A 25,011-nucleotide genomic window follows, 5' to 3' on the forward strand; every position below is an offset into this window, starting at 1 on the left:
GAGAGCACAGAGGACGAATTCACATGGCTATTCGCAATTACAAGCCCACGACGCCTGGCCGTCGTGGAGCCTCGGTGTCCGAGTTCACCGAGATCACGCGCTCGACTCCTGAGAAGTCGCTGCTCCGCCCCCTGACCAAGTCGGGTGGCCGCAACAACCAGGGACGCATCACGACCCGTCACATCGGTGGTGGCCACAAGCGCCAGTACCGCGTCATCGACTTCCGTCGCAATGACAAGGACGGCGTGAACGCCAAGGTCGCTCACATCGAGTACGACCCCAACCGCACCGCTCGCATCGCGCTGCTGCACTTCTTCGACGGAACCAAGCGCTACATCCTGGCTCCGAACAAGCTCAAGCAGGGCGACATCATCGAGTCGGGCGCTGGCGCCGACATCAAGCCGGGCAACAACCTCCCGCTGAAGAACATCCCGACCGGTACGGTCATCCACGCCATCGAGCTCCGCCCAGGCGGCGGCGCGAAGATGGCGCGTTCGGCCGGAGCATCCGTTCGCCTCGTCGCGAAGGACGGCCCCTACGCGCAGCTGCGTCTGCCGAGCGGCGAAGTCCGCAACGTCGACGTGCGCTGCCGCGCGACGATCGGCGAGGTCGGCAACGCCGAGCAGTCGAACATCAACCTGGGCAAGGCCGGCCGCAAGCGCTGGCTCGGCGTTCGTCCCACGGTCCGTGGTGTCGTCATGAACCCGGTCGACCACCCGCACGGTGGTGGTGAAGGTCGCACCTCCGGTGGACGTCACCCGGTGAGCCCCTGGGGTAAGCCAGAAGGCCGCACCCGTCGCCCCAACAAGGAGAGCGACAAGCTCATCGTCCGCCGTCGCCCTGCCGGCAAGAAGCGTAAGTAGGAGATCAGAAGATGCCTCGCAGTCTCAAGAAGGGCCCCTTCGTCGACGAACACCTCTTCCAGAAGGTGGTCAAGCAGAACGAAGCTGGCTCGAAGAACGTCATCAAGACCTGGTCGCGCCGATCGATGATCGTGCCGGACATGCTCGGACACACCATCGCCGTGCACGACGGTCGCAAGCACATCCCCGTGTTTGTCACCGAAACCATGGTCGGCCACAAGCTCGGCGAGTTTGCACCGACCCGCACCTTCCGTGGACACGAGAAGGACGACAAGAAGGGTCGTCGCCGCTAACGCGGCGACGTGAAGGAGGAAAATATGGTGGAGTCAACCGCACGCGTGCGGCACATCCGCGTCACCCCTCAGAAGGCTCGTCGCGTCGTCAACTTGATCCGCGGCAAGCAGGCGCTCGAAGCGCTCGCAATCCTGAAGTTCGCACCTCAGGGTGCCTCTGAGCCGGTCTACAAGGTCGTTGCATCAGCAATCGCCAACGCACGAGTCAAGGCAGACAAGGACAGCGAGTTCCTTGACGAGCGCGACCTCTACATCGCCAAGGCGTTCGTAGACGAGGGTGCAACCCTCAAGCGCTTCCGTCCGCGTGCACAGGGACGAGCATTCCGCATCAACAAGCGCACAAGCCACATCACGGTTGTGCTGGCGACGCCGGAGCTCGCCGAGGCCGAGAAGGGGAGCAGCAAGTAATGGGCCAGAAGATCAATCCGTACGGCTTCCGTCTCGGAATCACGACCGACCACGTCAGCCGCTGGTACGCAGACTCGACCAAGCCGGGTCAGCGCTACAGCGACTACGTCAAGGAAGACATTCGCATCCGCGAGTACCTCCAGAAGTCGCTCGACCGTGCAGGCGTCTCGCGTATCGAGATCGAGCGCACACGTGACCGCGTTCGCGTCGACATCTACACGGCTCGCCCCGGCATCGTCATCGGACGACGCGGAGCAGAGGCCGAGCGCATCCGCGCCGACCTCGAGAAGCTCACGGGCAAGCAGATCCAGCTGAACATCCTCGAGGTCAAGAACCCCGAGGCTGACGCTCAGCTGGTCGCGCAGGGCATCGCCGAGCAGCTCTCTGCTCGCGTCGCCTTCCGCCGTGCAATGCGCAAGGGCCTCCAGGGCGCTCAGCGTGCAGGTGCCAAGGGCATCCGCATCCAGGTCTCCGGCCGCCTCGGCGGCGCTGAGATGAGCCGCTCGGAGTTCTACCGCGAAGGACGCGTTCCGCTGCACACGCTCCGCGCCAACATCGACTACGGCTTCTACGAGGCCAAGACCACCTACGGTCGCATCGGTGTCAAGGTGTGGATCTACAAGGGCGACATGACCAACAAGGAACTCGCCCGCGAACAGGCCAACCAGAAGTCGTCCCGTGGGGACCGTAACGACCGCTCCCGCCGTGGCCCGCGCCGCGACAACGAGAAGCAGGTCGCCGCAGGAGTTGAGGCGTAACCATGTTGATTCCACGTCGAGTCAAGCACCGTAAGCAGCACCGCCCGGACCGCAGCGGCATGTCGAAGGGTGGCAACACCGTCTCGTTCGGCGAGTTCGGCATCCAGGCGCTCACGCCGTCCTACGTCACGAACCGTCAGATCGAGGCAGCTCGTATCGCGATGACCCGCCACATCAAGCGTGGCGGCAAGGTCTGGATCAACATCTACCCGGACCGCCCGATGACCGCTCGCCCCGCCGAGACCCGCATGGGTTCCGGTAAGGGTGCAGTCGACTCCTGGGTCGCGAACGTCAAGCCCGGCCGCGTCCTCTTCGAGGTCGCCGGCGTCAGCGAGGAGCTCGCTCGCGAGGCCCTCACGCGCGCCATCCACAAGCTGCCGCTCAAGGCACGCATCATTTCGCGCGAGGAAGGCGAGTAATCATGGCGATTGGTACCAAGGAGCTCGCCACCACCGAGCTCGACAACTTCGAAGACGGACGTCTCGTCGAAGAGCTCAAGAAGGCGAAGGAAGAGCTGTTCAACCTGCGCTTCCAGGCCGTGACCAACCAGGTCGAAGAGCGTGGACGCATCCGTCAGGTCAAGCGCGACATCGCGCGCATCTACACGGTGATCCGCGAGCGTGAGCTCGGGATCCGCGCAACCCCGGCCCCGGTCGAGAAGCCGGCCAAGAAGTCGAAGGCCACGAAGGCTTCGAAGAAGGCCGAAGCCCCTGAGGCTGCGCCCGAGGCTGAGAACGAGGAGACCAAGTAATGGCTGAAAGCACGACACAGCCCGAGGCAACGGAAGAGGCGCACGAGCGCAACTACCGCAAGACCCGGCGCGGCTACGTCACGAGCGACAAGATGGACAAGACCATCACCGTCTCGGTCGAAGAGCGCGTCAAGCACCCCCTCTACGGCAAGGTGCTCCGCCGCTCGAGCAAGGTCAAGGCGCACGACGCCGACAACCAGGCCGGCATCGGCGACCTCGTCCTGATTGCAGAGACCCGTCCCCTCAGCGCTACCAAGCGCTGGCGCCTGGTCGAGATCCTGGAGAAGGCGAAGTAGGCCTCGCCTCTTCGACCGCTCAGCGAAGGAATTTGACAGATGCTTCAGCAAGAATCCCGAGTCCGCGTCGCCGACAACACCGGCGCCAAGGAACTCCTCACGATCCGCGTACTCGGTGGCTCCGGCCGCCGCTACGCGGGAATCGGTGACGTCATCGTCGCGACCGTCAAGGACGCGATCCCCGGCGGAAACCTCAAGAAGGGTGAGGTCGTCAAGGCCGTCATCGTTCGCACGATCAAGTCGACCCGTCGTCCCGACGGCTCGTACATCAAGTTCGACGAGAACGCAGCGGTCATCCTCAAGGGTGACAACGAGCCGCGTGGCACTCGAATCTTCGGACCGGTCGGTCGCGAACTCCGCGACAAGAAGTTCATGAAGATCGTGTCGCTCGCGCCGGAGGTGATTTAACCCATGGCAACGATCCGCAAGGGAGACCTGGTCCAGGTCATCTCAGGCACGAGCCAGGCCCGCGGTGGAGACCGCGGCAAGCAGGGCGAAGTGCTCGAGGTGCTCCGCGACGAGAACCGCATTCTCGTCCAGGGCATCAACTTCGTGACCAAGCACGTTCGCGTCGGACAGACGCAGCGTGGCACGAAGACGGGTGGCATCGAGACCGTCGAGGCCCCCATCCACATCTCGAACGTCGCACTCGTCGACCCCGAGACCAAGCAGCCGGCTCGCACCGGTGTGCAGGTCGAAGAGGTCACGAAGGACGGCGTCACCAAGACGGTGCGCACGCGCGTCTTCAAGCCCTCGCGTCGCGCAGCCAAGCCTGCCAAGGCAGAGAAGGCCCCCAAGGCTGACAAGGCCGAGAAGGCCGAGAAGAAGCCCGCGACGAAGGCCAAGGCCGCCGCACCGAAGAAGAAGGACGACGAGTAGATATGACTGACATCGCCACGGAGGCTGGCAAAATCCAGCCCCGTCTCAAGCTGAAGTACCGCGAAGAGCTCAAGGCTCAGCTGCAGGCAGACCTCGGCGTGAGCAACGTCCACCAGGTTCCGGGTCTCGTGAAGATCGTCGTGAACATGGGTGTTGGCGAGGCAGCTCGCGACGGCAAGATCATCGAAGGTGCCATCACGGACCTCACGGCGATCACGGGTCAGAAGCCCAAGGTCACGAAGGCCACGAAGTCCATCGCGCAGTTCAAGCTGCGCGAAGGCCAGCCGATCGGCGCGCACGTCACGCTGCGCGGCGACCGCATGTGGGAGTTCCTCGACCGCCTGCTCTCGCTCGCTCTTCCCCGTATCCGCGACTTCCGTGGTCTCAGCGACCGCCAGTTCGACGGCAACGGAAACTACACCTTCGGCCTCACGGAGCAGGTAATGTTCCATGAGATCGATCCAGACAAGATCGACCGCACACGCGGTATGGACATCACCGTCGTCACGACGGCGAAGAACGACGAAGAAGGACGCGCCCTCCTGGGCAAGCTCGGCTTCCCGTTCCAGGCCGGTCTCCAGCAGAACTAGTCTGAACACCCGAGGGTCACGGCAGCAGCCGTGACCCCATCGGGCTGTTGCAACCGCAACCGCCCGTCCACCACAGGTCGCGGGGCCGTGTACGGCCCCGCGAAACCAGGCGAAAGGCACTCATCATGACGATGACAGATCCCGTCGCAGATATGCTGACGCGACTGCGCAACGCGAACTCGGCGCACCACGACTCCGTGTCGATGCCGAGCTCGAAGCTCAAGTCCCACATTGCCGACATCCTCAAGCGCGAGGGTTACATCACCGACTGGACAGTCGAAGATGCACGAGTGGGCCAGACCCTCACTCTCTCGCTCAAGTTCGGTCCGAACCGCGAGAGGTCGATCGTCGGCATCAAGCGCGTCTCCAAGCCAGGTCTTCGCGTCTACGCGCGCTCGACCGAGCTGCCAAGCGTCCTCGGCGGCCTCGGCATTGCCATCCTGTCCACCTCCTCCGGTCTCCTCACGGACCGTCAGGCCGAGCAGAAGGGCGTAGGCGGAGAAGTCCTCGCCTACGTGTGGTAATCCGTCATGTCACGAATTGGTCGTCTCCCGATCAGCGTCCCAGCTGGCGTTGACATCAAGATCGACGCACAGAACGTCACCGTCAAGGGCCCGAAGGGCGAGCTCGCGCTCGTCGTCGCCAACCCCATCGAGGTCAAGCTCGAAGACGGTCAGGTTCTCGTCACGCGTCCGAACGACGAGCGTGAGTCCCGTGCACTGCACGGCCTGACCCGCACGCTCATCAACAACAACATCATCGGCGTCACCGAGGGCTACACCAAGAAGCTCGAGGTCGTTGGAACCGGTTACCGCATCGTCTCCAAGGGCACGGGCGTCGAGTTCGCACTCGGCTACTCGCACCCGATCAACGTCGAGCCCCCGGCGGGCATCACGTTCCAGGTCGAGGGCAACAACAAGCTCACGGTCGTCGGAATCGACAAGCAGGCTGTCGGCGAGGTCGCAGCGAACATCCGCAAGCTCCGCCTCCCCGAGCCCTACAAGGGCAAGGGCGTGCGTTACGAGGGCGAGCAGATCCGCCGCAAGGCCGGAAAGTCAGGTAAGTAACCATGGGACTCGGAACTCGAGGAAAGAGCAAGCAGGCAGCGACCCGTCGCCGCCACGTCCGCCTTCGCAAGAAGGTCTCCGGCGACGCGCAGCGTCCCCGTCTCGTCGTCACGCGCTCCGCGCGTCACGTCTTCGTCCAGGTTGTCGACGACACCAAGGGCATCACGCTCGCATCCGCATCCACCATGGAAGCTGAGCTGCGTGCGTTCGAGGGCGACAAGTCCGCAAAGGCGAAGCGAGTCGGCGAGCTCGTCGGCGCACGCGCCAAGGACGCCGGCATCGAGAGCGTGGTCTTCGACCGCGGCGGCAACAAGTACGCCGGTCGCGTCGCGGCCATCGCTGATGGAGCACGAGAGGCAGGGCTGAACCTGTGACCGAGAAAATCGACACCAACACGCCCGACAACATGACCGACACGCCCGTTGAGACGGCCGCGTCGAGTGAGTCGGCACAGCGCGAGGGCGGCAGCGGACGCGACAACAACCGTCGCGGCGGCGGTCGCGGCGAGCGCGGACAGGGTGGCGGTCGTGACCGCAACTCCCGCGACGACAAGAGCCAGTTCCTTGAGCGCGTCGTCACCATCAACCGCGTCTCCAAGGTCGTCAAGGGTGGTCGACGCTTCGCGTTCACCGCGCTCGTCGTCGTCGGAGACGGCAACGGACTCGTGGGCGTCGGCTACGGCAAGGCCCGTGAGGTCCCGCTGGCCATCTCCAAGGGCGTCGAAGAGGCGAAGAAGAACTTCTTCCGCGTCCCGCGCGTCCTGAAGACGATCCCGCACCCCGTGCAGGGCGAGGCAGCAGCAGGCGTCGTCCTGCTCCGTCCCGCCGCTGCAGGTACCGGTGTTATCGCCGGTGGCCCCGTCCGCGCCGTACTCGAGTGCGCGGGCATCCATGACGTCCTGTCGAAGTCGCTCGGCTCGTCGAACACGATCAACATCGTGCACGCGACCGTCGCGGCCCTCAAGCAGCTCGAGGAGCCGCGCGCCGTCGCAGCTCGTCGTGGCCTGCCTGTCGACCAGGTCGTCCCGCAGCGCATCCTGCGTGCCGAGGCCAACGCGGCCAAGGCAGCAGCCGAAGCACAGAAGGTTGGTGCCTGATGGCCGCGAGTCTCAAGGTGACCCAGATCAAGTCCAAGATCAGCGAGAAGCAGAACCAGCGCGACACCCTGCGCTCGCTCGGCCTCAAGCGCATCGGCGACACCGTCGTGAAGCCGGACAACTCGGTGAACCGCGGCTACGTCAAGACTGTCGCTCACCTGGTCTCAGTTGAGGAGATTTCCGAATGAGCAAGAACGAGAACGAGAAGGACGTGACCTCCGAGCCGCAGCTCAAGGTCCACCACCTCCGCCCCGCTCCCGGCGCCAAGAAGTCCAAGACGCGCGTCGGTCGCGGTGAGGGCTCCAAGGGCAAGACCGCTGGTCGCGGCACCAAGGGGTCGAAGGCACGTACCACCGTGCGCATCGGCTTCGAAGGTGGCCAGATGCCACTGCACATGCGTACGCCGAAGCTGCGCGGGTTCAAGAACCCGTTCCGCGTCGAGTACCAGGTCGTCAACCTCTCCAAGCTGGCTGAGCTCTTCCCCGAGGGCGGCGATGTCACCATCGCGAACCTCGTGGCAAAGGGCGCGGTTCGCAAGAACGAGCCCGTCAAGGTGCTCGGCAATGGCGAGATTGCGGTTAAGCTGAACGTCGCGGTCGACAAGGTCTCCAGCTCAGCAGAGCAGAAGATCGTTGCTGCCGGCGGTTCCGTCAAGTAGTAACTCCAAGCGGGGGTCGGCGGTTGCCGACCCCCGCTTGTCTCTTTCACGAGAAATGAAAGCAGGAACGTAGTGTTCAGTGCCGTCGCACGAGTGTTCAAGACTCCGGATCTTCGTCGCAAGATCCTCTTCACGCTCGCTATGGTCGCCATCTACCGGATCGGCACCACGGTTCCTGGCCCCTTTGTGAACTACGTCAACGTGCAGCAGTGCCTCGACACTGGGACGCAGATGGCCGGTCTCTACGACATGGTCAACCTGTTCTCCGGTGGTGCGCTGCTCCAGTTGTCGATCTTCGCGCTGGGCATCATGCCGTACATCACGGCATCGATCATCACGCAGCTGCTGCGTGTGGTCATCCCACACTTCGAGGCACTCCACAAGGAGGGTCAGGCGGGCCAGTCGAAGCTCACGCAGTACACGCGCTACCTGACGATCGCCCTCGCGATCCTGCAGGCGACGACGCTCGCCACGGTCGCGAAGTCGGGGACGCTCTTCGGCACAGGCAATGCAGCCTGCGAGAACGTCCTCAGCATGCTCAACGAGTCCGCTGCGACCCCTGAGAACGCCGTGATCAACATGGTCCGCATCGTGCTCATGGTCGCTGCCATGACCGCGGGCACCGCAGTCATCATGTGGATGGCGGAGCTCATCACGGAGCGCGGCGTCGGCAACGGCATGTCGCTCCTGATCTTCACCTCGATCGCCGCGTCGTTCCCCTCCGCGTTCGGCGCCATCGCGGCGGGAACCGGTGGAATGACGACGCTCGTCATCGTCATCGCGATCGGGCTCCTGATCATGATGGCGGTCGTGTTCGTCGAGCAGTCGCAGCGTCGCATCCCGGTGCAGTACGCCAAGCGCATGGTCGGGCGCCGCACCTACGGCGGCAACAGCACGTACATCCCCATCAAGGTGAACCAGGCAGGTGTGATCCCCGTGATCTTCGCCTCGTCGCTGCTGTACCTGCCCGCGCTCGTCGCGCAGTTCAACCAGCCGGCGGCGGGGGAGACCCCGCCCGAGTGGGTCACCTGGGTCATGAACAACTTCACGACCGGAGACCACCCGCTCTACATGGCGGTGTACTTCCTCCTCATCATCGGCTTCACGTACTTCTACGTCGCGATCGCCTTCAACCCGGAGGAAGTCGCAGAGAACATGCGCAAGCACGGTGGCTTCGTGCCCGGTATCCGCGCCGGTCGACCCACCGCCGAGTACCTCAACTTCGTGCTGACGCGCATCACGTTCCCCGGCTCCCTGTACCTGGGTGTGCTCGCGCTCATCCCGCTCATCGCGCTCTCCACCGTCAACGCGAACGCGAACTTCCCGTTCGGCGGCGCCTCGATCCTCATCGTCGTCGGTGTCGGCCTCGAGACGGTGAAGCAGATCGACGCTCAACTCCAACAACGCAACTACGAGGGGCTTCTCCGATGACACATCACGACCAGACCTTCCGCCTGCTCATCGTCGGACCTCCAGGGGCTGGCAAGGGAACGCAGGCCGTCGGCATCGCTGAGGCCTTCGGCATCCCCGCCATCTCCACGGGCGACATCTTCCGTGCCAACATCAAGAACGGCACGAACCTCGGCATCCAGGTTCGCGAGATCATCGAGAGCGGCAACCTCGTTCCCGATTCCCTCACGAACGAGCTCGTGCGCGACCGCCTGACCGAGGCGGACGCCGCAGCCGGCTTCCTCCTCGACGGCTACCCTCGCACGCTCGAGCAGGTCGCGTTCCTGACGCAGCTGCTCGCAGAGCAGGGCACCGCGATCGACGCGGTCATCGAGCTCAAGGTCGATGTGGACAGCGTCGTCGAGCGTCTCCGCCGTCGTTCGCTCGAGCAGGGTCGCGCGGATGACACGGAAGAGGCCATCCGCCACCGTCAGAACGTGTACCTGCAGGAGACGGCGCCTCTTCTCGAGACGTACGCAGCGCGCGGCGTGCTCGTGAGCGTCAACGGCTTCGGCACGGTCGAAGAAGTCCGCAACCGGATATTCGCCGCCCTCGAGCAGCGTGGCCTGCGTCACCCGCTGCACCGCTTGAGCGGCAAGTAGGCACGACACCGCACCGCAACCTAGGACCCGCCGGGAGGAAACTCCGGGCGGGTCCTTCGTGCTGGGGCCGATCGCCCACGGCTGCCCTCGTCCAGGGCCTTTCGTCCCTGGTCCACTGCTGATCTTCTCGGCTAGCGTTGCTCTGTACGCCTCCCAGTCGGGAGGCGCTGCATGAACCCTGCAGACAAGGTTGTCCAGGAATGGAGACGCGTATGCCCTCGCCCTCAGCTGAGCCACATGACCTCGTCGATTTCGACGTGCTGCTGAACGAAGAGGAGTTGGCGCTGCGTCGACGGGTGCGGCTCCTCGTGGACGAGCACGTGCGGCCGCGTATCGCCTCCTGGTACGAGGATGCTGAGTTCCCGATCGACCTCGTGCCGGTGCTTGCGAGCGAGGGACTGCTCGGCATGCACCTGAGCGGGTACGGATGCGCCGGACGCAGCGCCGTCGAGTACGGGATCGCGGCCGCCGAGCTGGAGGCTGGCGACTCGGGGATCCGCACGTTCGTCTCCGTGCAGGGCTCTCTTGCGATGAGCGCGATCTGGAAGCACGGCAGCGAGGACCAGAAGAACGAGTGGCTTCCGCGCATGGCGGCGGGCGAGGTCATCGGATGCTTCGGTCTGACCGAGCCCGAGGCTGGATCTGATCCGGGGACCATGCGCACCTTCGCCCGGCGGGACGGCGACGACTGGGTTCTCAGCGGTGCGAAGAGATGGATCGGCCTGGCGTCGCTCGCGCAGATCGCAGTCATCTGGGCGCAGACCGACGACGGCGTCCGCGGCTTCCTCGTGCCGACCGCAGCCGCCGGCTTCTCGGCGACGCCAATCGGCCCGAAGCTCTCGATGCGCGCCTCCGTGCAGTGCGACATCGTCCTCGACAAGGTCAGGGTGCCTGCCGATGCCATGCTCCCCGGGGCACGCGGGCTGCGCGGGCCCTTCGAGTGCCTCAACGAAGCCCGGTACGGCATCGCGTGGGGCGTCATGGGGGCGGCCAGGGACAGCTTCGAGGCGGCACTCGCCTACGCGGGGGAGCGGCAGCCGTTCAACCGTCCGCTGTCCGGCTTCCAGCTGACCCAGCAGAAGCTCGTCGACATGGCTCTCGAGATCAACAAGGGCTTCCTGCTCGCGCTCCAGCTCGGACGCCTCAAGGACGCCGGGCGCATCCAGCCGCATCACATCTCCGCCGGCAAGCTCAACAACACGCGGGAGGCGATCGCCATCGCACGTGAGGCACGGACCGTACTCGGCGGCAACGGCATCACCCTCGACTACTCTCCGCTGCGTCATGCGAACAACCTCGAGTCGGTGCGCACCTACGAGGGGACGGACGAGATCCACACCCTCGTGCTCGGCAACAAGCTGACCGGCATCCCGGCCTTCAGGTAGGAACGACCGATGCTTCCAGATCGCGAACACGATGGTGTGCTGAGCGGGGTGCGGGTCGCGGACTTCTCGCGGGTGCTCGCGGGCCCGTACGCGACGATGATGCTGGCCGACTTCGGCGCGGACGTCATCAAGATAGAGCCGCCAGGCGGTGACGAGACGCGCGCCTGGACGCCGCCGGTCGATGCGCGTGGGCAGTCGACGTACTTCGGGGGAGTGAACAGGGGCAAGCGGTCGCTGCTGCTCGACCTGACCGACGCCGCTGACCTCGCGACGGCGAAGCGCCTCGCCCTCGAGGCCGATGTCGTGGTCGAGAACTTCCGGCCCGGAGTCATGGCGCGCTTCGGTCTGGACTACGAGACCGTGCGCGGTGAGAACCCGTCCGCCGTGTACTGCTCCGTCACGGGATTCGGCGCCGTCGGCGGTGCAGCGATGCCCGGTTACGACCTGCTGGTGCAGGCCGTCGGCGGCCTCATGAGCATCACCGGGCCGGTGGACGGAGAGCCGAGCAAGGTCGGCGTCGCCCTCGTCGACGTGCTGACCGGGTTGAACGCGGTGACCGGGATCCTCCTCGCGCTCCGCGAGCGGGAAAGAACCGGCGTCGGGCAGCGGGTCGAGGTCGATCTCATGACGAGTCTGCTGTCGGCGCTCGCAAATCAGGCGTCGAGCACGCTGGCGACGGGAGAGGCTCCTGCGCGGCTCGGCAACGCGCACCCGAGCATCGCGCCGTACGAGCTGTTCGAAGCTCGGGACCGGCCACTCGTGATCGCCGTCGGCAACGATCGTCAGTTCGCCGCGCTGGCGGACGCCCTGGGGGCTCCCGGCCTGGCGAGCGACGCGCGATTCGCCTCCAACCGCCTGCGTGTGCGGCACCGCGCCGAGCTCAGGGCGATCCTCGCGGGGCTGCTGGCCGGCAAGAAGGCGCGCGACTGGGTCGAGGTGCTGACCTCATCACGGGTGCCCGCCGGTCTCGTGAACGACGTCGCCGAGGCGTTCGAGCTCGCTGGGCGTCTCGGGCTGGAGCCGGTCGTGGACCTCCCGGGAGCTGGAAGCGACCCGGTCCGATCGGTGGCGAACCCCATCCACCTGTCTGCGACGCCCGCGCGCCCCCGCGTCCCGTCGCCGGAACTCGGCTCGCGGGGTGCAGGCGTCACCTGGAGGTAGGGCCGCGGTTCTCCGATCGTGACGGCCCACGGGCGATGTTGCTGAAGTGTTGCCGGCGGCACGCACCGTGCCCTCGTCCCGGGAACGAGCGTCGGAGGGCGCCGAAGATGCGCACACCGAGGACGGAGCGCGGATGACCTGGACTGAGCTCTCACCGAGGGCGGAGCGCGGACCTCGCGCCGGGCGAGGTGAGGATGGACACGAGAGGCCGAGCGACTCGCGGCTCACTACGCCAGCACCGCCGAGGAGTGGGAGCGCCTGGGCGGCAGGCCCAAGGGCTGGCACTAGCGGGACCAGGTTACAGAACCGTGACCCGCGTCTCGCCGGTGTTGCCAAAGCGTTGTCGCCTGCTGGCCTGAACGCCCGCGGCGGGAGGCTAGCTTCGCAGGACCCCATCGGATCGGGGATGAGGCGAGCACGGAGGACTTCTTGACCTGGACTGCGAACGCAGAGGCGAACGAGGCCGCTCCCGAGGCCGCGTCGTCCGCGCACCCTGCAGGTGACGAGCGCCCTGCCCCTGCCCCTGCCCTGCCCCTGCCCCTGACGTCGGCCCCGTTGCCGCTCCCGCCCTGTGGCAGCGGAACCTTGCCCTCGGCGTCTTCCTGGCCTCGCTGCTCGTCGGGGTGACGGCGTGGCGGGCATTCGGGATGACCGTCTGGTGGGAGCCGAGCGATCACGGCGAGGGGTATTTCCGGCAGTTCATCGGCAGCTACCTCGGAATCGGGCTCTCGCTCGCGGTCTGGCCGCTTTTGCTTCTCTTGGCCGCCCTTGCGCTTGTGCTCGCGTTGCGGAGCACGCGTTCCTCGGCGGTGCGGCTCGCATGCGCGGCGGCCGTCATCGCGGCCACGCATCTCGGCTTCACGGTGCACTGGACGCTCGAGGCCGAACGAATCGTGGTCGAGTACGCGGGCCTGTCGGCGCAGGGACCGGGCGCCGCGAGGTCCTCGGACCCTCAGGCAGGCCCAGAGGAGACCCCCGATGCGGTGGGGTGGGCGTACGAGCAGCCCCTGGACCCAGCGGGCTCGGTGACCTCGCTGTCGAAGGAGGAGCTGGCTGCCGGGGTGGAGTCGCTGCGGGTCGCGACGCTCGGAGTGATGGTGAACCCGATCCCGAACCTCATGGTGGGTCCGCTCGACGCTCCGCCGGAGGAGGTCGGCTGCGTGCCCGGCGCAGAGACGGGGGACGTCCCCGACGAGGGCACTGCCTCGGGTACCGCCTACGTCCTGACGCTGAGTCTGTCCGGGCCAGACACGATCACCGATGAGCAGAACATCATGGCCCTCTGGCAGGAGCGGGGCCTGACCTACGATCGCGCCATGGGCACGAACTATGCGGGAGGGCCGGTCTCGCAGGCGATCGATCAGGTGCGGATGCGCGGCGACAGCGAGGGGTGGCTGAACATCACCATCACGAGCCACTGCGCGCCCGACGCGGAGGAGTGAGCCCGATGGAACAGCTTCACGAAGAGGGCCGGGCGAGCGCGGACCAGGAAGGCCCGCACGACACCCGGATCGCCAAGGGCGTCGTCGTGCTCTCCCTGCTCACGCTCGGCGTCCCGCTGGCCGCGTTCCTCTGGCTTGTGCTCTTCTCGCGTGCTGCCATGCCACGGGCACTCGGCCCCGGGACGCTTCCCGGCTGGCTCGGCTCTCTGCCGGTCCTCGAGCCGGCGTCGTTCCTCACTATGCTCGGGGCGCTGGCACTCCTGCTTCTCGCCGCCGCCGCACCCACCGTGTTGTCGAGCCTTGCGAGGGACCTTGCACTCAAGCTGCACGCGCAGCATGTGCTGCTCCTCGCCGGGGCCCTCGTCACGGCGCGCGCGGTGTGCCGCCTCTCCGCGATCGGGACGCTCGTCGTCGCCCTGCTCTTCGTGACCGCCTCGGCCCTCTCTCTCACCGGTGGGCTCGCGTCCGCCGGTGACTCGACCCCGACGCCACACGGCGAGGCCCAGCTGACGGACGATGTCCCGCCGGATGACAGAGACGTCGAGGTGAGCGTCGACACCTCGGCCGCCGACGCGGAGCGCGCAATGGGCCTGGTGACACCGGAGCAGCGTGCGGGAGTCGTCGGGCTCGCGGAGGCGACCATGGCGCTCGTGCCGACGGCAGCGTACGTGCGCGACTCGGCGGGTGGAGAGCCGCTGCAGACCACAGCGCGCTTCTGCACGATGGGTTCGGAGGAGGGAGTCGCGGTCGACGTGAGCGCGTACTTCCAGACCGACGGGCAGGCCTTCGACGGCGAGGCGATCCGCACGCTCTGGGGTGAGCGCGGACTCACCGTCAGCGGCACGCTGAGCGAGATCAACGGAGACACAGACGGCACGGCGGATGCGAGCTACACGACCCTGTTCTACGACACGGACGGCGTGTTCGTCCTGATGCTCCTCGGGCAGTGCCGTTCCGTGGCGTGAGACGTGGTGCACCGACGCCACGATCGCGCGTTCGTCAGGGTCGTAGACTCTCCTGATGCGCAAGAGCATCTACAAGACCCCTGCCGAGCTCGCAGCGATGGTCCCAGCCGGGCTGATCACGGCTCTCGCCCTCGACGCCGTCGCAGAGGCGATCCGGCCGGGAGTGACCACGCTGGAGCTGGACGCCATCGCGGAGAGGGTCGTGCGCGACAACGGTGCGGTCCCGAACTTCGCGCTCGTCCCCGGGTACCGTCACACGATCTGCGCCTCCGTCGACGATGCGGTGGTGCACGGCATTCCGAACGCCGAGCCGCTGAGGGCGGGGCAGCTGGTCTCGATCGACGCCGGCGCCATGTTCGAAGGCTGGAACGGGGACTCCGCACGCACCTTCGTCGTTCCCGGCGACGGCGCGGACACGGTCGCGGTGGCGGATGGGGCGCGCCTCAGCGAGGCCTGCGAACGCTCGCTCTGGGCAGGTATCGCGAAGCTCGCGACGGCGAGGCACCTCGCCGAGGTCGGCGCGGCGGTCGAGGAATCCATCGAGCAGTCCGGCGACTTCGGGATCCTCGAGGACTTCGCGGGACACGGCATCGGGCGCAGCATGCACGAGGAGCCGACCGTGCACAACATCCGCGTGTTCGGCCGAGGGCCCGTCGTCAAGCCGGGGCTCGCCATCTGCATCGAGCCGATGCTCACGCTCGGTGGGCCGGATGTGGTCATCGACGACGACGAGTGGACCGTGCGCTCAGCCGACGGAACGCTCGGCGCGCACTGGGAGCACACCATCCTCGTCCATGCCGGCGGCATCTGGGTCTCGACCGCCCACGACGGGGGAGCGGCGGGACTCGCGCCATTCGGCGTGGTGCCGGTTCTGCCAGCTGGCGCAGGAGTATAGCCCGCACTTGCACTCCGCGGGAAGACCACCTAGAGTTGACGCTTGGTGTCTTTTGCGTTGCGATTTCGCGCGCGTCGTCACCGTCCATCCGCACGACCAGCGTGCATTCAATAGCAAACGACAGTGAGGCTATGGCCAAGAAAGACGGCGTCATCGAGATCGAGGGTTCGGTTGTCGAGGCATTGCCAAACGCAATGTTCCGCGTAGAGCTCTCGAACGGACACAAGGTTCTTGCTCACATCTCGGGCAAGATGCGTCAGCACTACATCCGCATCCTTCCTGAGGACCGCGTGATCGTGGAGTTGAGCCCGTACGACTTGACCCGCGGCCGCATCGTCTACCGCTACAAGTAGGCACGCTGTAAGGAACGGCTGGGCATACGCCTGCCCAGCACGAGGCCAGCGATCACAGAAGGAACTTCAATGAAGGTCAACCCCAGCGTCAAGAAGATCTGCGACAAGTGCAAGGTTATCCGCCGTCACGGTCGCGTCATGGTCATCTGCGAGAACCCGCGCCACAAGCAGCGCCAGGGCTAATCGCTCGGGGCTCCTCTCGCACGTGCGAGTCGCGCGTGAGAGATGCCCCTGAGTGCACCAGCACTCGACGTCACAACTGAATACGAAACAGCACCAGTAAGAACCGAAGGGCGTCGAGCCCGACGGGGACACCTTCGGACCGAGGCCGGGGCCCATCCGGTGCATCACACCTCAACCCACAGGAGAAATCCCATGGCACGTCTCGCAGGCGTCGACCTCCCGCGCGAAAAGCGCGTCGAGATCGCACTCACCTACATCTACGGCGTCGGCCGCACGAGCGCACTCAAGGCGCTCCAGGACACCGGCATCGACGGCAACATCCGCGTCAAGAACCTCGACGACGAGCAGCTCGTTCAGCTCCGCGACTACATCGAAGGCAACTTCAAGGTAGAAGGTGACCTCCGACGCGAGGTCGCAGCTGACATCCGCCGCAAGGTCGAAATCGGCAGCTACGAGGGTCTCCGCCACCGCCGCGGTCTCCCCGTGCGCGGCCAGCGCACGAAGACCAACGCGCGTACCCGCAAGGGTCCGAAGCGCACGGTCGCCGGCAAGAAGAAGGCACGCTAGTCGCCGCCGCGACAGCGCCCGCAGATTTCGTAGGAGAGAACATTGGCTACCCCAAAGAGCGCCGCTCGTAAGCCGCGCAAGAAGGACAAGAAGAACGTCGCAGTGGGCCAGGCCCACATCAAGTCGACCTTCAACAACACGATCGTGTCGATCACCGACCCGTCCGGAGCTGTCATCAGCTGGGCGTCCTCCGGTGGAGTCGGCTTCAAGGGCTCGCGCAAGTCGACCCCGTTCGCCGCGCAGCTCGCCGCCGAGGCAGCAGCTCGCCAGGCGCAGGAGCACGGCATGAAGAAGGTCGACGTCTTCGTCAAGGGACCGGGCTCCGGTCGCGAGACCGCGATCCGCTCGCTTCAGGCCGCTGGCCTCGAGGTCGGCTCGATCAACGACGTCACCCCCCAGGCACACAACGGCTGCCGCCCCCCGAAGCGTCGCCGCGTCTAGCCTCTCGTCCGCTGCGAGGCTCTCCCGCAAGGGAGGGCCTTGTGGCGGATGTTCGGCGTCCCCGCTCGAACTCCACACCCGGTCGACGACGTGCGTCGGCTGAATCGCCAAGTGTCATATAGCGGACACTTTGCCGAAAGGAACCCATAGTGCTTATCGCACAGCGTCCAACGCTCACCGAGGAAAGCCTCTCCGAGAACCGCTCGAAGTTCACGATCGGACCGCTCGAGCCCGGCTTCGGCTACACCCTCGGCAACTCACTGCGTCGCACCCTGCTGTCCTCCATCCCGGGGGCTGCAGTCACGAGCATCCGTCTCGACGGTGTCCTCCACAAGTTCACGACCATCCCTGGTGTGAAGGAAGACGTCACCGAGATCATCCTCAACATCAAGCAGCTGGTCGTCTCCAGCGAGCACGATGAGCCGATCACGGCCTACCTCCGCAAGACGGGGGCCGGCGAGGTCACGGCTGCTGACATCTCCGCACCGGCCGGTGTCGAGGTGCACAACCCGGACCTCGTCATCGCGACGCTGAACGACGACGCGAAGTTCGAGCTCGAGCTCACCATCGAGCGCGGCCGCGGCTACGTGTCGGCGACGCAGAACCGCAACGAGTTCTCCGAGGCCGGCCAGGTCCCGATCGACTCGATCTACTCGCCCGTCCTCAAGGTCACCTACCGTGTCGACGCGACGCGTGCCGGTGAGCGCACCGACTTCGACAACCTCGTCGTCGACGTCGAGACGAAGCCGGCCATCTCGCCGCGCGACGCCATCGCCTCGGCCGGTCGAACGCTCGTCGAGCTCTTCAGCCTCGCCCGCGAGCTGAACGAGCAGGCAGAGGGCATCGAGATCGGCCCAGCGCCGGTCGACGCGGTCCTCACCAACGAGCTGTCGATGCCGATCGAAGACCTCGACCTCTCCGTGCGCTCGTACAACTGCCTCAAGCGCGAGGGCATCAACACCGTTTCCGAGCTCGTCGCGCTCAGCGAGACCCAGCTCATGAACATCCGCAACTTCGGTCAGAAGTCGGTCGACGAGGTGCGCGACAAGCTCACCGAGCTCGGCCTCTCGCTCAAGGACTCGGTTCCCGGGTTCGAGGGCGCTCACTTCTACGGTGCCGGCGACGACACCGGCGAGTACGTCTAAACAGACCTGCCCGCCAGACCGACTTCACACGAAAGAGAATGACGAATGCCTAAGCCCAACAAGGGTCCTCGCCTCGGAGGCGGCCCCGCACACGAGCGCCTCATGCTCGCGACGCTCGCGGCCCAGCTGTACACGCACAAGCGCATCCAGACGACCGAGACGAAGGCCAAGCGCCTCCGCCCGCTCGCTGAGCGCCTGATCACCTTCGCGAAGCGCGGCGACATTCACGCACGCCGTCGCGTGCTGCAGGTCGTCACCGACAAGACCGTCGTGCACGAGCTCTTCACGGAGATCGCACCGCAGATGGCAGGTCGCGACGGCGGATACACCCGCATCATCAAGACCGGCTACCGCAAGGGCGACAACGCCCCCATGGCAGTCATCGAGCTCGTCCTCGAGCCCGTCACCCCGAAGGCCTCCGCAGTGAAGACCGCCCCAGCCGCGGCACCTGCTGAGCCCGAGGTCGAAGCGGACGAGGTCGAGACGGCCGCGGGTGACACCGAGGCGTCCGAGCCAACGGCCGACGGCGGCACGCAGCCGACGGAAGCCAACGACGCGGCAGCAGACGCCGCCGAGTCGGACACCGACGAGAAGGCCGACGACGCCAAGTAGTCGAACCTGACACCGAAGCCCTCGAGCATCCACACGGAATGCTCGGGGGCTTCGTCGTGTCGCAGAGAATCGTGATCGAGTAAGGGAAGATGGGTTCATGGCGCACGGGCGAGATACGGCACGGTTCCGTCTGGACATCGCCTACGACGGAACAGCCTTCAGCGGTTGGGCAGCGCAGCCCGAGCTGCGCACCGTCCAGGGCACGCTCGAGGACGCGCTCCGCCTCGTTGCCCGCGAACTCCCGCCCGGCCCGCTCCTCACCGTCGCGGGCAGGACCGACGCCGGCGTCCACGCCACGGCTCAGGTCGCGCACCTCGATCTGGATGAGCGTGCGGTCGACAACGTCCGACGGCGGTCAGACGACGACATCGCCGAGATCCTCCTCCGCCGCACCAACGGTGTGCTCGGGCGTGACAGCGACGTCGTCGTCGCCCGCGTCTCACCGGCGCCGGCCGGCTTCGACGCGCGCTTCTCGGCGATCTCACGCAGCTACGAGTTCCGCATCGCAGACCGACTCACGCCCCCGAACCCCATCGAACGGCACCGGACCGCCGTCGTCACCCGCGCGCTGGACGCTGGCCTCATGCAGGCGGCGGCGGACACCCTCGTGGGCCTCCACGATTTCGCCGGCTTCTGCAGGCCCCGCCCGAACGCGACGACGATCCGCACGCTGCAGCGGTTCGACTGGGCGCGCGATGAGCACGGCGTGCTCCTCGCGCACCTCGAAGCTGATGCGTTCTGCCACTCGATGGTGCGCTCTCTCGTGGGAATGTGCGCTGAGGTGGGGGCCGGGCGCATCCGCATGAAGGACGTACCGGCGCTGCTCGAGGCGACTGAGCGAAGCAGCGCGTTCCCCGTCCTCTCCGCGAAAGGCCTGACCTTGACGGGGGTCGGCTACCCGCCCGAGCACGAGCTGCTTCAACGCCAGCAGGTGACGAGGGCGCAGCGCCCGGCGCTGCATCTGGTCGAGCCGCTGGGCGAGTCCACGAGCATCGATGCGGGATCTACATCTCCCGACTGATTCCCAGGGTCTCGCGAGCGTCCAGACTGGATGCATGGTCGATCTCATCAGCTACGCGGCGCTGGCTCTGCCCGTCGCCGTCTTCATCCTGCTGAGCCTGACCTCGAAGCTCTGGCCAAGGGCCACGGCGGCCGGGGCCTGGACCGCGCTCGGAGTCGGCATCATCGTCTCCGCCTACGGCGTCGTGAGCATGGCGGTTCCCTCGCTCGACCCGACCGACCCCGACTTCTTCCTCGGATCCTTCCTCTTCGCTGCATCCCTGATCGCCGGGGGAGTTGGGACCATGCTGATCGTCGGCGTGTTCGGCGCTGCGGCGAGGTTCCGGACGATCCGCGCGCGCCGCCTCGCGCATGTGCCCGCATGAGATTGCCATCGGACGTTCGCTGACGTAAGCTACTCAAGTTGTCTGCACTCCGGTGTCGGCTTCGAAGTTGAGCCCTCGACTGTGACGTTCGCGGCTGAGCGTCCCTGGGACACGGTTCCCGGCACCTCATCCGCAACCATCACGACAGAGCGGGATTCACGACCTCCTCATTTCGACGAAAGGTGCACATTCATGCGCACGTACACACCAAAGGGCGGTGACATCACCCATGACTGGGTGGTCATCGACGCGACTGATGTCGTTCTCGGCCGTCTCGCAACCCACGCGGCAGCACTGCTCCGCGGCAAGCACAAGGCAACCTTCGCTCAGCACGTTGACATGGGCGACTTCGTCATCGTCATCAACGCTGAGAAGGTCGCGCTGACGGGCTCCAAGCTCCAGAAGAAGCTCGCCTACCGCCACTCGGGCTACCCGGGCGGCCTCACGGCGACCTCCTACACGGAGATGCTCGAGAAGCACCCAACGCGCGCCGTCGAGAAGGCGATCCGCGGCATGCTCCCCAAGAACACGCTCGGACGCGACCAGCTCAAGAAGCTCAAGGTCTACGCAGGCGCTGAGCACCCGCACGCAGCCCAGCAGCCGAAGCCGTACGTCTTCGACCAGGTTGCCCAGTAGCGGCCCGAGCTAGGAAAGAGAACACAGTGGCAACCATTGCAGAGTCCATCGAGCAGCCGCAGAGCTACTCGACCGAAACCCCAGAGGCAGAGGCGGCCGTCCAGGCACCTCGTCCGGCGCTCACCGTTCCCGGTGCGGCTGTCGGTCGCCGCAAGCAGGCAATCGCCCGCGTGCGCCTCATCCCGGGAACCGGCACCATCACGGTCAACGACCGCGACATCGCCGACTACTTCCCGAACAAGCTGCACCAGCAGCTGATCAACGACCCGTTCACGATCCTGAGCCTCGGTGGCGCGTACGACGTCATCGCGCGCATCTCGGGTGGCGGACCTTCCGGCCAGGCCGGCGCCCTTCGCCTCGGCATCGCGCGCGCTCTGAACGAGATCGACCGCGAGAACAACCGCCCGGAGCTCAAGAAGGCCGGCTTCCTCTCTCGTGACGCTCGCGTCAAGGAGCGCAAGAAGGCCGGACTCAAGAAGGCCCGTAAGGCGCCTCAGTACTCGAAGCGCTAAGTCCAGACATTTCGAATGCCTAGGCTTTTCGGAACGGACGGGGTTCGTGGGCTTGCGAACGACCACCTCACGGTCGAGCTCGCCCTCAGCCTCGCCCAGGCCGCTGCCATCGTGCTCGCGACATCTGCTCGCGAGCACGGGCGGCGGCCTCGTGCTGTTTTGGCCCGCGATCCGCGGGTCTCAGGCGAATTCATCTCGGCCGCGGTCGCGGCCGGGCTCGCCTCCTCCGGGGTCGACGTGCTCGACGCCGGGGTCATCCCCACGCCTGCCGCCGCGTTCCTGACGGCGGAGATCGGCGCCGACTTCGGTGTCATGATCTCCGCGTCGCACAACCCTGCGCCCGACAACGGGATCAAGTTCTTCGCGCGCGGCGGACGCAAGCTGGCCGACGATCTGGAGAATCAGATCGAGGCGCTCCTCGGCCGAGAGAAGCTCACGCCCACCGGTGCCGGTGTCGGGAGCATCGAGCGGTTCGCCGACGCGGAAGACCGCTACGCGCTCCACCTGCTGCGCAGCCTGCCGCTCCGCGAGGACGGCACTTCGCCGCTGCGGGGCCTGCATGTCGTGCTCGACTGCGCCCACGGCGCGGCCGCGGGGGTCTCTCCCGAGGTCTTCACCGATGCTGGCGCGCAGGTGACGGTCATCGGCAACGCGCCCAACGGACTCAACATCAACGAGGGCGTCGGGTCGACCCACCTCGGTGAGCTGGCGCGCACCGTGACCGAGCTCGGGGCAGACCTCGGCATCGCCCACGACGGCGACGCCGACCGCTGCCTCGCCATCGATGCTGACGGGAACGTCGTCGACGGCGACCAGATCATGGCGATCCTGGCGGTCTCGATGCGGCGACGCGGTGCCCTGCGTGAAGACACGCTCGTGGCGACCGTCATGTCGAACCTCGGCCTCAAGATCGCGATGCGCGAAGCGGGCATCCGCATGATCGAGACGAAGGTCGGCGACCGCTACGTGCTCGAAGAGCTCAACGAGCGGGGCCTGGCCCTCGGCGGAGAGCAGTCGGGGCACGTGATCCTCACCGACTACGCGACGACCGGCGATGGAATTCTCACCGGACTCCACATCGCGGCGGAGATGCGGCGCACGGGCAAGACCCTCGCCGAACTCGCATCCGTGATGCGCGTCTACCCGCAGGTGCTCATCAACGTGCCAGGGGTGCGGAAAGAAGACTGCGCCACCGACGAACCGCTGCAGGCCGCGGTCGCCCAGATCGCCAGCGAGCTCGGCGAGACGGGACGGGTGCTGCTGCGCCCGTCGGGAACCGAGCCGCTCGTGCGCGTCATGATCGAAGCCGGCGAGCAGGAGACCGCGCAACGTCATGCGGAGGCGCTTGCCGCCGTCGTCCGCGAACGCCTGGCCCTCTGAGGCGGGCTCGCGAGGGACGGCACCCGCGAACATCAGTCGAGAACGGGGTTCCACTGCGCCAGGACACGGTGCAGCGGAACCCCGTTCTCGTTCTGCGGGATTCCACTTGAATCTCCAGCCTCGCCACTGGCACCCTCAGTGAGCCCTCCGCGAGGGGAGCCCACCTCGGTGTGCGAACAAAACAAAGCCCGAGGCAAAGTTTTGGTGACAATCTCGCATCTCGGGCTTCGCGCGTGGATATGCTCAACACGCGGAAATCCCGCCAATCGTAAGGAGCTCTCCATGATCGAACGCAAGATCACCGTCGCCTCGGAACACGGCCTTCACGCACGTCCCGCAGCGCTCTTCGTGCAGGCAGCGACCGAAGCCGGCGTCCCGGTGACGATCGCGAAGGGCGACAAGAGCGTCAACGCGGCCAGCATCCTCGGCGTGCTCTCGCTTGGCGTCTCCAAGGGTGACGAGATCACCCTCTCCGTCGATGGTGACGAAGCCGTCGCCGACCAGCTCGTGGCTCTCCTGGAGACCAACCACGACGCTTGAGCCGCCGCGCGCGCTCCGGCCACTCGGCCAATTCTTGAAATCCGGGAACAGTCGCACTGACTTCTCCCCTCCGATCCCCGCGCATGGGGACTGCTTGGAGCAACAATGACTGCAGAAGCCACAACGACCGAACGAAAGGGCGCCCGGGTCGGCGTCCAGAAGTTCGGTGCGTTCCTCTCCGGCATGGTCATGCCGAACATCCCGGCGTTCATCGCCTGGGGCCTCATCACCACGCTCTTCATCGAGACGGGCTGGCTGAACGAGCTGTTCCCCGGCAACGGCCAGCTCTGGGGCACCCTGGGTGGCTGGGCGATCGACCCGGCCACCATCAGCGACGAGAACCCAGAGGGCACGGCCTTCCCCGGCCTCGTCGGCCCGATGATCACCTACCTGCTGCCCCTCCTCATCGCCTACCAGGGCGGCAAGATGGTCTACGACACGCGTGGTGGCGTCGTCGGCGCGATCGCGACGATGGGTGTCATCGTCGGCGCCGGAATCCCGATGTTCATCGGTGCCATGATCATGGGCCCGCTCGCGGCATGGATCATGAAGAAGGTCGACAGCATCTGGGACGGCAAGATCCGCGCCGGCTTCGAGATGCTCGTCAACAACTTCTCGGCCGGCATCCTCGCGATGCTTCTGGCTCTCGCCGGGTTCTTCGCGATCGCTCCGGTCATCACGTGGCTCACCGAACGCCTCGGCGAGGGAGTCGACGCACTCGTCAACGCCGGGCTGCTGCCGCTCGCGAGCATCCTCATCGAGCCCGCGAAGATCCTGTTCCTCAACAACGCGATCAACCAGGGAGTCCTCACGCCCCTGGGAGTCGCGCAGTCGGAAGAGGCGGGCAAGAGCATCCTGTTCCTGCTCGAGGCGAACCCCGGCCCCGGTCTGGGACTCCTCCTCGCGTTCTGCTTCTTCGGTGTCGGGGTTGCACGCGCGAGTGCACCTGGCGCGGTCATCATCCAGTTCCTCGGTGGCATCCACGAGATCTACTTCCCGTACGTGCTCGCGAAGCCCGCTCTCATCCTCGCGGTCATCGGCGGTGGCGCGACCGGCGTCCTCACGAACGTCATCTTCGACTCGGGTCTCGTCGCTCCGGCTTCTCCCGGGTCGATCTTCGCGATCATGATCATGACGGCGCAGGGGAGCCACCTCGGCGTCATCCTGTCGGTCGTGTTCTCGGCTGGAGTCACTTTCGCGATCGCTGCTGCCATCCTGCTGAGCTCGCGCAAGAAGGACCTGGCCGCAGAAGCTGCCGGGGGCAACAGCTTCGCGGATGCTGTCGCGCAGACCGAGGCGAACAAGGGCAAGAAGTCCGACGCTCTGTCTGGTCTGGCCACGCAGGCCGGTGGTGACGCGGTCGACACCAGGGTGATCACCAATGTCGTCTTCGCGTGCGATGCAGGCATGGGCTCGAGCGCCATGGGGGCATCCGTGCTCAGGAACAAGATCAAGAAGGCCGGAATCGAGGGGATCAACGTGAAGAACGTCTCGATCGCGAACCTCGACGCAACGCCGGACCTCATCGTCACGCACCAGGACCTCACGGACCGGGCGAAGCAGAAGTCCCCAGACGCGATCCACGTGTCCGTGGAAAACTTCATGAACAGCCCCAGGTATGACGAGGTCGTGGCAAGGCTCGCCAACCAGTGAGCCACGCCATCGATTGACCCTCGGCCCCGAGCTGGAACACTCCAGC

General features: G+C 66.1%; 35 protein-coding genes and 1 pseudogene. All 36 read left to right on the forward strand.

Annotated features, from left to right (window positions below; all coding sequences use genetic code 11):
- Nucleotides 1-23: 23 nt before the first annotated feature.
- The 36 genes and pseudogenes from rplB (at nucleotide 24) to F8O03_RS03145 (ending at nucleotide 24,965) form a co-directional block, all read left to right on the forward strand.
- On the forward strand, nucleotides 24-863 hold the full coding sequence (gene rplB, locus F8O03_RS02970) for a 50S ribosomal protein L2 (RefSeq protein ID WP_104254035.1): 840 nt from the start codon (nucleotides 24-26) through the stop codon (nucleotides 861-863).
- Between the two features lie 11 nt (nucleotides 864-874).
- Nucleotides 875-1,156 (forward strand): 30S ribosomal protein S19, encoded by a 282-nt coding sequence (rpsS, locus tag F8O03_RS02975; RefSeq protein WP_068479286.1) that lies wholly within the window; start codon nucleotides 875-877, stop codon nucleotides 1,154-1,156.
- A gap of 24 nt (nucleotides 1,157-1,180) precedes the next feature.
- Complete coding sequence (gene rplV / locus F8O03_RS02980) at nucleotides 1,181-1,564, forward strand: 50S ribosomal protein L22 (protein WP_104254034.1); 384 nt, start codon at nucleotides 1,181-1,183, stop codon at nucleotides 1,562-1,564.
- Nucleotides 1,564-2,322: a 30S ribosomal protein S3 gene (rpsC, locus tag F8O03_RS02985; protein WP_068479282.1), complete on the forward strand. Its 759-nt coding sequence runs from the start codon at nucleotides 1,564-1,566 to the stop codon at nucleotides 2,320-2,322. The genes rplV and rpsC overlap by 1 nt, the downstream gene beginning before the upstream one ends.
- Before the next feature lie 2 nt (nucleotides 2,323-2,324).
- Nucleotides 2,325-2,741 (forward strand): 50S ribosomal protein L16, encoded by a 417-nt coding sequence (gene rplP, locus F8O03_RS02990; RefSeq protein WP_068479279.1) that lies wholly within the window; start codon nucleotides 2,325-2,327, stop codon nucleotides 2,739-2,741.
- 2 nt (nucleotides 2,742-2,743) lie between these two features.
- Nucleotides 2,744-3,073, forward strand: a complete 330-nt coding sequence (rpmC, locus tag F8O03_RS02995; RefSeq protein WP_104254033.1) for a 50S ribosomal protein L29 — start codon at nucleotides 2,744-2,746, stop codon at nucleotides 3,071-3,073.
- A complete protein-coding gene (gene rpsQ, locus F8O03_RS03000) occupies nucleotides 3,073-3,369 on the forward strand; it encodes a 30S ribosomal protein S17 (RefSeq protein ID WP_104254032.1) in 297 nt (98 codons plus the stop codon). The genes rpmC and rpsQ overlap by 1 nt, the downstream gene beginning before the upstream one ends.
- A 39-nt stretch (nucleotides 3,370-3,408) precedes the next feature.
- A complete protein-coding gene (gene rplN / locus F8O03_RS03005; protein WP_104254031.1) occupies nucleotides 3,409-3,777 on the forward strand; it encodes a 50S ribosomal protein L14 in 369 nt (122 codons plus the stop codon).
- Nucleotides 3,778-3,780: 3 nt separating this feature from the next.
- Nucleotides 3,781-4,125 (forward strand): annotated as a pseudogene (gene rplX / locus F8O03_RS03010) (50S ribosomal protein L24); the annotation flags it as partial.
- Nucleotides 4,126-4,250: 125 nt separating this feature from the next.
- A complete protein-coding gene (rplE, locus tag F8O03_RS03015; protein WP_104254029.1) occupies nucleotides 4,251-4,838 on the forward strand; it encodes a 50S ribosomal protein L5 in 588 nt (195 codons plus the stop codon).
- A 125-nt stretch (nucleotides 4,839-4,963) separates the two neighbouring features.
- Nucleotides 4,964-5,362 (forward strand): 30S ribosomal protein S8, encoded by a 399-nt coding sequence (gene rpsH, locus F8O03_RS03020; protein WP_068479267.1) that lies wholly within the window; start codon nucleotides 4,964-4,966, stop codon nucleotides 5,360-5,362.
- A 6-nt stretch (nucleotides 5,363-5,368) separates the two neighbouring features.
- Entirely contained in the window at nucleotides 5,369-5,905 is a 537-nt protein-coding gene (rplF, locus tag F8O03_RS03025; protein WP_104254028.1) for a 50S ribosomal protein L6, read from the forward strand.
- A 2-nt stretch (nucleotides 5,906-5,907) separates the two neighbouring features.
- The gene (gene rplR / locus F8O03_RS03030) at nucleotides 5,908-6,279 is read left to right on the forward strand and encodes a 50S ribosomal protein L18 (RefSeq protein ID WP_068479263.1); all 372 of its coding nucleotides are present in this window, start codon (nucleotides 5,908-5,910) and stop codon (nucleotides 6,277-6,279) included.
- A 32-nt stretch (nucleotides 6,280-6,311) separates the two neighbouring features.
- Nucleotides 6,312-7,001 (forward strand): 30S ribosomal protein S5, encoded by a 690-nt coding sequence (gene rpsE, locus F8O03_RS03035; RefSeq protein ID WP_104286337.1) that lies wholly within the window; start codon nucleotides 6,312-6,314, stop codon nucleotides 6,999-7,001.
- Nucleotides 7,001-7,189 (forward strand): 50S ribosomal protein L30, encoded by a 189-nt coding sequence (rpmD, locus tag F8O03_RS03040; RefSeq protein ID WP_068479261.1) that lies wholly within the window; start codon nucleotides 7,001-7,003, stop codon nucleotides 7,187-7,189. The genes rpsE and rpmD overlap by 1 nt, the downstream gene beginning before the upstream one ends.
- A complete protein-coding gene (gene rplO / locus F8O03_RS03045) occupies nucleotides 7,186-7,659 on the forward strand; it encodes a 50S ribosomal protein L15 (RefSeq protein WP_068479260.1) in 474 nt (157 codons plus the stop codon). The genes rpmD and rplO overlap by 4 nt, the downstream gene beginning before the upstream one ends.
- 72 nt (nucleotides 7,660-7,731) lie before the next feature.
- Complete coding sequence (gene secY / locus F8O03_RS03050; protein ID WP_151422305.1) at nucleotides 7,732-9,090, forward strand: preprotein translocase subunit SecY; 1,359 nt, start codon at nucleotides 7,732-7,734, stop codon at nucleotides 9,088-9,090.
- Nucleotides 9,087-9,710, forward strand: a complete 624-nt coding sequence (locus tag F8O03_RS03055) for an adenylate kinase (RefSeq protein WP_151422306.1) — start codon at nucleotides 9,087-9,089, stop codon at nucleotides 9,708-9,710. The genes secY and F8O03_RS03055 overlap by 4 nt, the downstream gene beginning before the upstream one ends.
- A gap of 212 nt (nucleotides 9,711-9,922) precedes the next feature.
- Nucleotides 9,923-11,095 (forward strand): acyl-CoA dehydrogenase family protein, encoded by a 1,173-nt coding sequence (locus F8O03_RS03060; protein WP_208851780.1) that lies wholly within the window; start codon nucleotides 9,923-9,925, stop codon nucleotides 11,093-11,095.
- Between the two features lie 9 nt (nucleotides 11,096-11,104).
- Nucleotides 11,105-12,256, forward strand: a complete 1,152-nt coding sequence (locus F8O03_RS03065) for a CaiB/BaiF CoA transferase family protein (RefSeq protein ID WP_151422308.1) — start codon at nucleotides 11,105-11,107, stop codon at nucleotides 12,254-12,256.
- Nucleotides 12,257-12,903: 647 nt separating this feature from the next.
- Nucleotides 12,904-13,698, forward strand: coding sequence for a hypothetical protein (locus F8O03_RS03070; RefSeq protein ID WP_151422309.1), 795 nt, complete (start codon nucleotides 12,904-12,906; stop codon nucleotides 13,696-13,698).
- 5 nt (nucleotides 13,699-13,703) lie between these two features.
- Entirely contained in the window at nucleotides 13,704-14,663 is a 960-nt protein-coding gene (locus tag F8O03_RS03075) for a hypothetical protein (RefSeq protein ID WP_151422310.1), read from the forward strand.
- Between the two features lie 55 nt (nucleotides 14,664-14,718).
- A complete protein-coding gene (gene map / locus F8O03_RS03080; RefSeq protein WP_151422311.1) occupies nucleotides 14,719-15,558 on the forward strand; it encodes a type I methionyl aminopeptidase in 840 nt (279 codons plus the stop codon).
- Nucleotides 15,559-15,689: 131 nt separating this feature from the next.
- Nucleotides 15,690-15,911, forward strand: a complete 222-nt coding sequence (gene infA / locus F8O03_RS03085) for a translation initiation factor IF-1 (RefSeq protein ID WP_066056559.1) — start codon at nucleotides 15,690-15,692, stop codon at nucleotides 15,909-15,911.
- 69 nt (nucleotides 15,912-15,980) lie between these two features.
- Entirely contained in the window at nucleotides 15,981-16,094 is a 114-nt protein-coding gene (rpmJ, locus tag F8O03_RS03090) for a 50S ribosomal protein L36 (RefSeq protein ID WP_008361054.1), read from the forward strand.
- A gap of 192 nt (nucleotides 16,095-16,286) precedes the next feature.
- Nucleotides 16,287-16,661: a 30S ribosomal protein S13 gene (rpsM, locus tag F8O03_RS03095; RefSeq protein WP_151422312.1), complete on the forward strand. Its 375-nt coding sequence runs from the start codon at nucleotides 16,287-16,289 to the stop codon at nucleotides 16,659-16,661.
- A gap of 42 nt (nucleotides 16,662-16,703) precedes the next feature.
- Nucleotides 16,704-17,102, forward strand: a complete 399-nt coding sequence (rpsK, locus tag F8O03_RS03100) for a 30S ribosomal protein S11 (RefSeq protein WP_068479244.1) — start codon at nucleotides 16,704-16,706, stop codon at nucleotides 17,100-17,102.
- 149 nt (nucleotides 17,103-17,251) lie between these two features.
- On the forward strand, nucleotides 17,252-18,247 hold the full coding sequence (locus F8O03_RS03105) for a DNA-directed RNA polymerase subunit alpha (RefSeq protein ID WP_104254019.1): 996 nt from the start codon (nucleotides 17,252-17,254) through the stop codon (nucleotides 18,245-18,247).
- Nucleotides 18,248-18,292: 45 nt separating this feature from the next.
- The gene (gene rplQ / locus F8O03_RS03110) at nucleotides 18,293-18,859 is read left to right on the forward strand and encodes a 50S ribosomal protein L17 (RefSeq protein WP_104254018.1); all 567 of its coding nucleotides are present in this window, start codon (nucleotides 18,293-18,295) and stop codon (nucleotides 18,857-18,859) included.
- Between the two features lie 97 nt (nucleotides 18,860-18,956).
- A complete protein-coding gene (locus F8O03_RS03115) occupies nucleotides 18,957-19,880 on the forward strand; it encodes a tRNA pseudouridine synthase A (protein WP_151422313.1) in 924 nt (307 codons plus the stop codon).
- A 34-nt stretch (nucleotides 19,881-19,914) separates the two neighbouring features.
- Complete coding sequence (locus F8O03_RS03120; protein ID WP_151422314.1) at nucleotides 19,915-20,244, forward strand: hypothetical protein; 330 nt, start codon at nucleotides 19,915-19,917, stop codon at nucleotides 20,242-20,244.
- A gap of 192 nt (nucleotides 20,245-20,436) precedes the next feature.
- Nucleotides 20,437-20,880 (forward strand): 50S ribosomal protein L13, encoded by a 444-nt coding sequence (rplM, locus tag F8O03_RS03125; RefSeq protein WP_068479234.1) that lies wholly within the window; start codon nucleotides 20,437-20,439, stop codon nucleotides 20,878-20,880.
- Nucleotides 20,881-20,906: 26 nt separating this feature from the next.
- Nucleotides 20,907-21,392 (forward strand): 30S ribosomal protein S9, encoded by a 486-nt coding sequence (rpsI, locus tag F8O03_RS03130; protein WP_104242637.1) that lies wholly within the window; start codon nucleotides 20,907-20,909, stop codon nucleotides 21,390-21,392.
- 15 nt (nucleotides 21,393-21,407) lie between these two features.
- Nucleotides 21,408-22,772, forward strand: coding sequence for a phosphoglucosamine mutase (gene glmM, locus F8O03_RS03135; RefSeq protein WP_151422315.1), 1,365 nt, complete (start codon nucleotides 21,408-21,410; stop codon nucleotides 22,770-22,772).
- 282 nt (nucleotides 22,773-23,054) lie between these two features.
- Nucleotides 23,055-23,312 carry an HPr family phosphocarrier protein gene (locus tag F8O03_RS03140; protein ID WP_104254014.1) on the forward strand — a complete coding sequence of 86 codons (258 nt, stop codon included), beginning with the start codon at nucleotides 23,055-23,057 and terminating at the stop codon, nucleotides 23,310-23,312.
- 105 nt (nucleotides 23,313-23,417) lie between these two features.
- Entirely contained in the window at nucleotides 23,418-24,965 is a 1,548-nt protein-coding gene (locus tag F8O03_RS03145) for a PTS mannitol transporter subunit IIBC (protein WP_151422316.1), read from the forward strand.
- The last annotated feature ends 46 nt before the right edge of the window (nucleotides 24,966-25,011 follow it).

The organism is Pseudoclavibacter terrae, assembly GCF_008831075.1.
Classification (GTDB): Bacteria; Actinomycetota; Actinomycetes; order Actinomycetales; family Microbacteriaceae; genus Pseudoclavibacter; species Pseudoclavibacter terrae.

Excerpts from the sequence above, each read along its gene's own strand:
- rpsH (WP_068479267.1), top strand. The coding sequence starts at position 4,964 with ATGACGATGACAGATCCCGTCGCAGATATGCTGACGCGACTGCGCAAC.
- map (WP_151422311.1), top strand. The coding sequence starts at position 14,719 with ATGCGCAAGAGCATCTACAAGACCCCTGCCGAGCTCGCAGCGATGGTC.
- rpsS (WP_068479286.1), top strand. The coding sequence starts at position 875 with ATGCCTCGCAGTCTCAAGAAGGGCCCCTTCGTCGACGAACACCTCTTC.
- rplF (WP_104254028.1), top strand. The coding sequence starts at position 5,369 with ATGTCACGAATTGGTCGTCTCCCGATCAGCGTCCCAGCTGGCGTTGAC.
- F8O03_RS03055 (WP_151422306.1), top strand. The coding sequence starts at position 9,087 with ATGACACATCACGACCAGACCTTCCGCCTGCTCATCGTCGGACCTCCA.
- F8O03_RS03120 (WP_151422314.1), top strand. The coding sequence starts at position 19,915 with ATGGTCGATCTCATCAGCTACGCGGCGCTGGCTCTGCCCGTCGCCGTC.
- F8O03_RS03070 (WP_151422309.1), top strand. The coding sequence starts at position 12,904 with ATGACCGTCTGGTGGGAGCCGAGCGATCACGGCGAGGGGTATTTCCGG.
- rpmJ (WP_008361054.1), top strand. The coding sequence starts at position 15,981 with ATGAAGGTCAACCCCAGCGTCAAGAAGATCTGCGACAAGTGCAAGGTT.
- rpsE (WP_104286337.1), top strand. The coding sequence starts at position 6,312 with ATGACCGACACGCCCGTTGAGACGGCCGCGTCGAGTGAGTCGGCACAG.
- rpsQ (WP_104254032.1), top strand. The coding sequence starts at position 3,073 with ATGGCTGAAAGCACGACACAGCCCGAGGCAACGGAAGAGGCGCACGAG.
- rplN (WP_104254031.1), top strand. The coding sequence starts at position 3,409 with ATGCTTCAGCAAGAATCCCGAGTCCGCGTCGCCGACAACACCGGCGCC.
- rpsC (WP_068479282.1), top strand. The coding sequence starts at position 1,564 with ATGGGCCAGAAGATCAATCCGTACGGCTTCCGTCTCGGAATCACGACC.
- F8O03_RS03065 (WP_151422308.1), top strand. The coding sequence starts at position 11,105 with ATGCTTCCAGATCGCGAACACGATGGTGTGCTGAGCGGGGTGCGGGTC.
- rpsM (WP_151422312.1), top strand. The coding sequence starts at position 16,287 with ATGGCACGTCTCGCAGGCGTCGACCTCCCGCGCGAAAAGCGCGTCGAG.
- rplE (WP_104254029.1), top strand. The coding sequence starts at position 4,251 with ATGACTGACATCGCCACGGAGGCTGGCAAAATCCAGCCCCGTCTCAAG.
- F8O03_RS03060 (WP_208851780.1), top strand. The coding sequence starts at position 9,923 with ATGCCCTCGCCCTCAGCTGAGCCACATGACCTCGTCGATTTCGACGTG.
- rplO (WP_068479260.1), top strand. The coding sequence starts at position 7,186 with ATGAGCAAGAACGAGAACGAGAAGGACGTGACCTCCGAGCCGCAGCTC.
- rplV (WP_104254034.1), top strand. The coding sequence starts at position 1,181 with ATGGTGGAGTCAACCGCACGCGTGCGGCACATCCGCGTCACCCCTCAG.
- F8O03_RS03140 (WP_104254014.1), top strand. The coding sequence starts at position 23,055 with ATGATCGAACGCAAGATCACCGTCGCCTCGGAACACGGCCTTCACGCA.
- rpmD (WP_068479261.1), top strand. The coding sequence starts at position 7,001 with ATGGCCGCGAGTCTCAAGGTGACCCAGATCAAGTCCAAGATCAGCGAG.
- F8O03_RS03075 (WP_151422310.1), top strand. The coding sequence starts at position 13,704 with ATGGAACAGCTTCACGAAGAGGGCCGGGCGAGCGCGGACCAGGAAGGC.
- F8O03_RS03115 (WP_151422313.1), top strand. The coding sequence starts at position 18,957 with ATGGCGCACGGGCGAGATACGGCACGGTTCCGTCTGGACATCGCCTAC.
- rplQ (WP_104254018.1), top strand. The coding sequence starts at position 18,293 with ATGCCTAAGCCCAACAAGGGTCCTCGCCTCGGAGGCGGCCCCGCACAC.
- rpmC (WP_104254033.1), top strand. The coding sequence starts at position 2,744 with ATGGCGATTGGTACCAAGGAGCTCGCCACCACCGAGCTCGACAACTTC.
- rplP (WP_068479279.1), top strand. The coding sequence starts at position 2,325 with ATGTTGATTCCACGTCGAGTCAAGCACCGTAAGCAGCACCGCCCGGAC.
- rplM (WP_068479234.1), top strand. The coding sequence starts at position 20,437 with ATGCGCACGTACACACCAAAGGGCGGTGACATCACCCATGACTGGGTG.
- glmM (WP_151422315.1), top strand. The coding sequence starts at position 21,408 with ATGCCTAGGCTTTTCGGAACGGACGGGGTTCGTGGGCTTGCGAACGAC.
- rplR (WP_068479263.1), top strand. The coding sequence starts at position 5,908 with ATGGGACTCGGAACTCGAGGAAAGAGCAAGCAGGCAGCGACCCGTCGC.
- infA (WP_066056559.1), top strand. The coding sequence starts at position 15,690 with ATGGCCAAGAAAGACGGCGTCATCGAGATCGAGGGTTCGGTTGTCGAG.
- rplB (WP_104254035.1), top strand. The coding sequence starts at position 24 with ATGGCTATTCGCAATTACAAGCCCACGACGCCTGGCCGTCGTGGAGCC.
- F8O03_RS03145 (WP_151422316.1), top strand. The coding sequence starts at position 23,418 with ATGACTGCAGAAGCCACAACGACCGAACGAAAGGGCGCCCGGGTCGGC.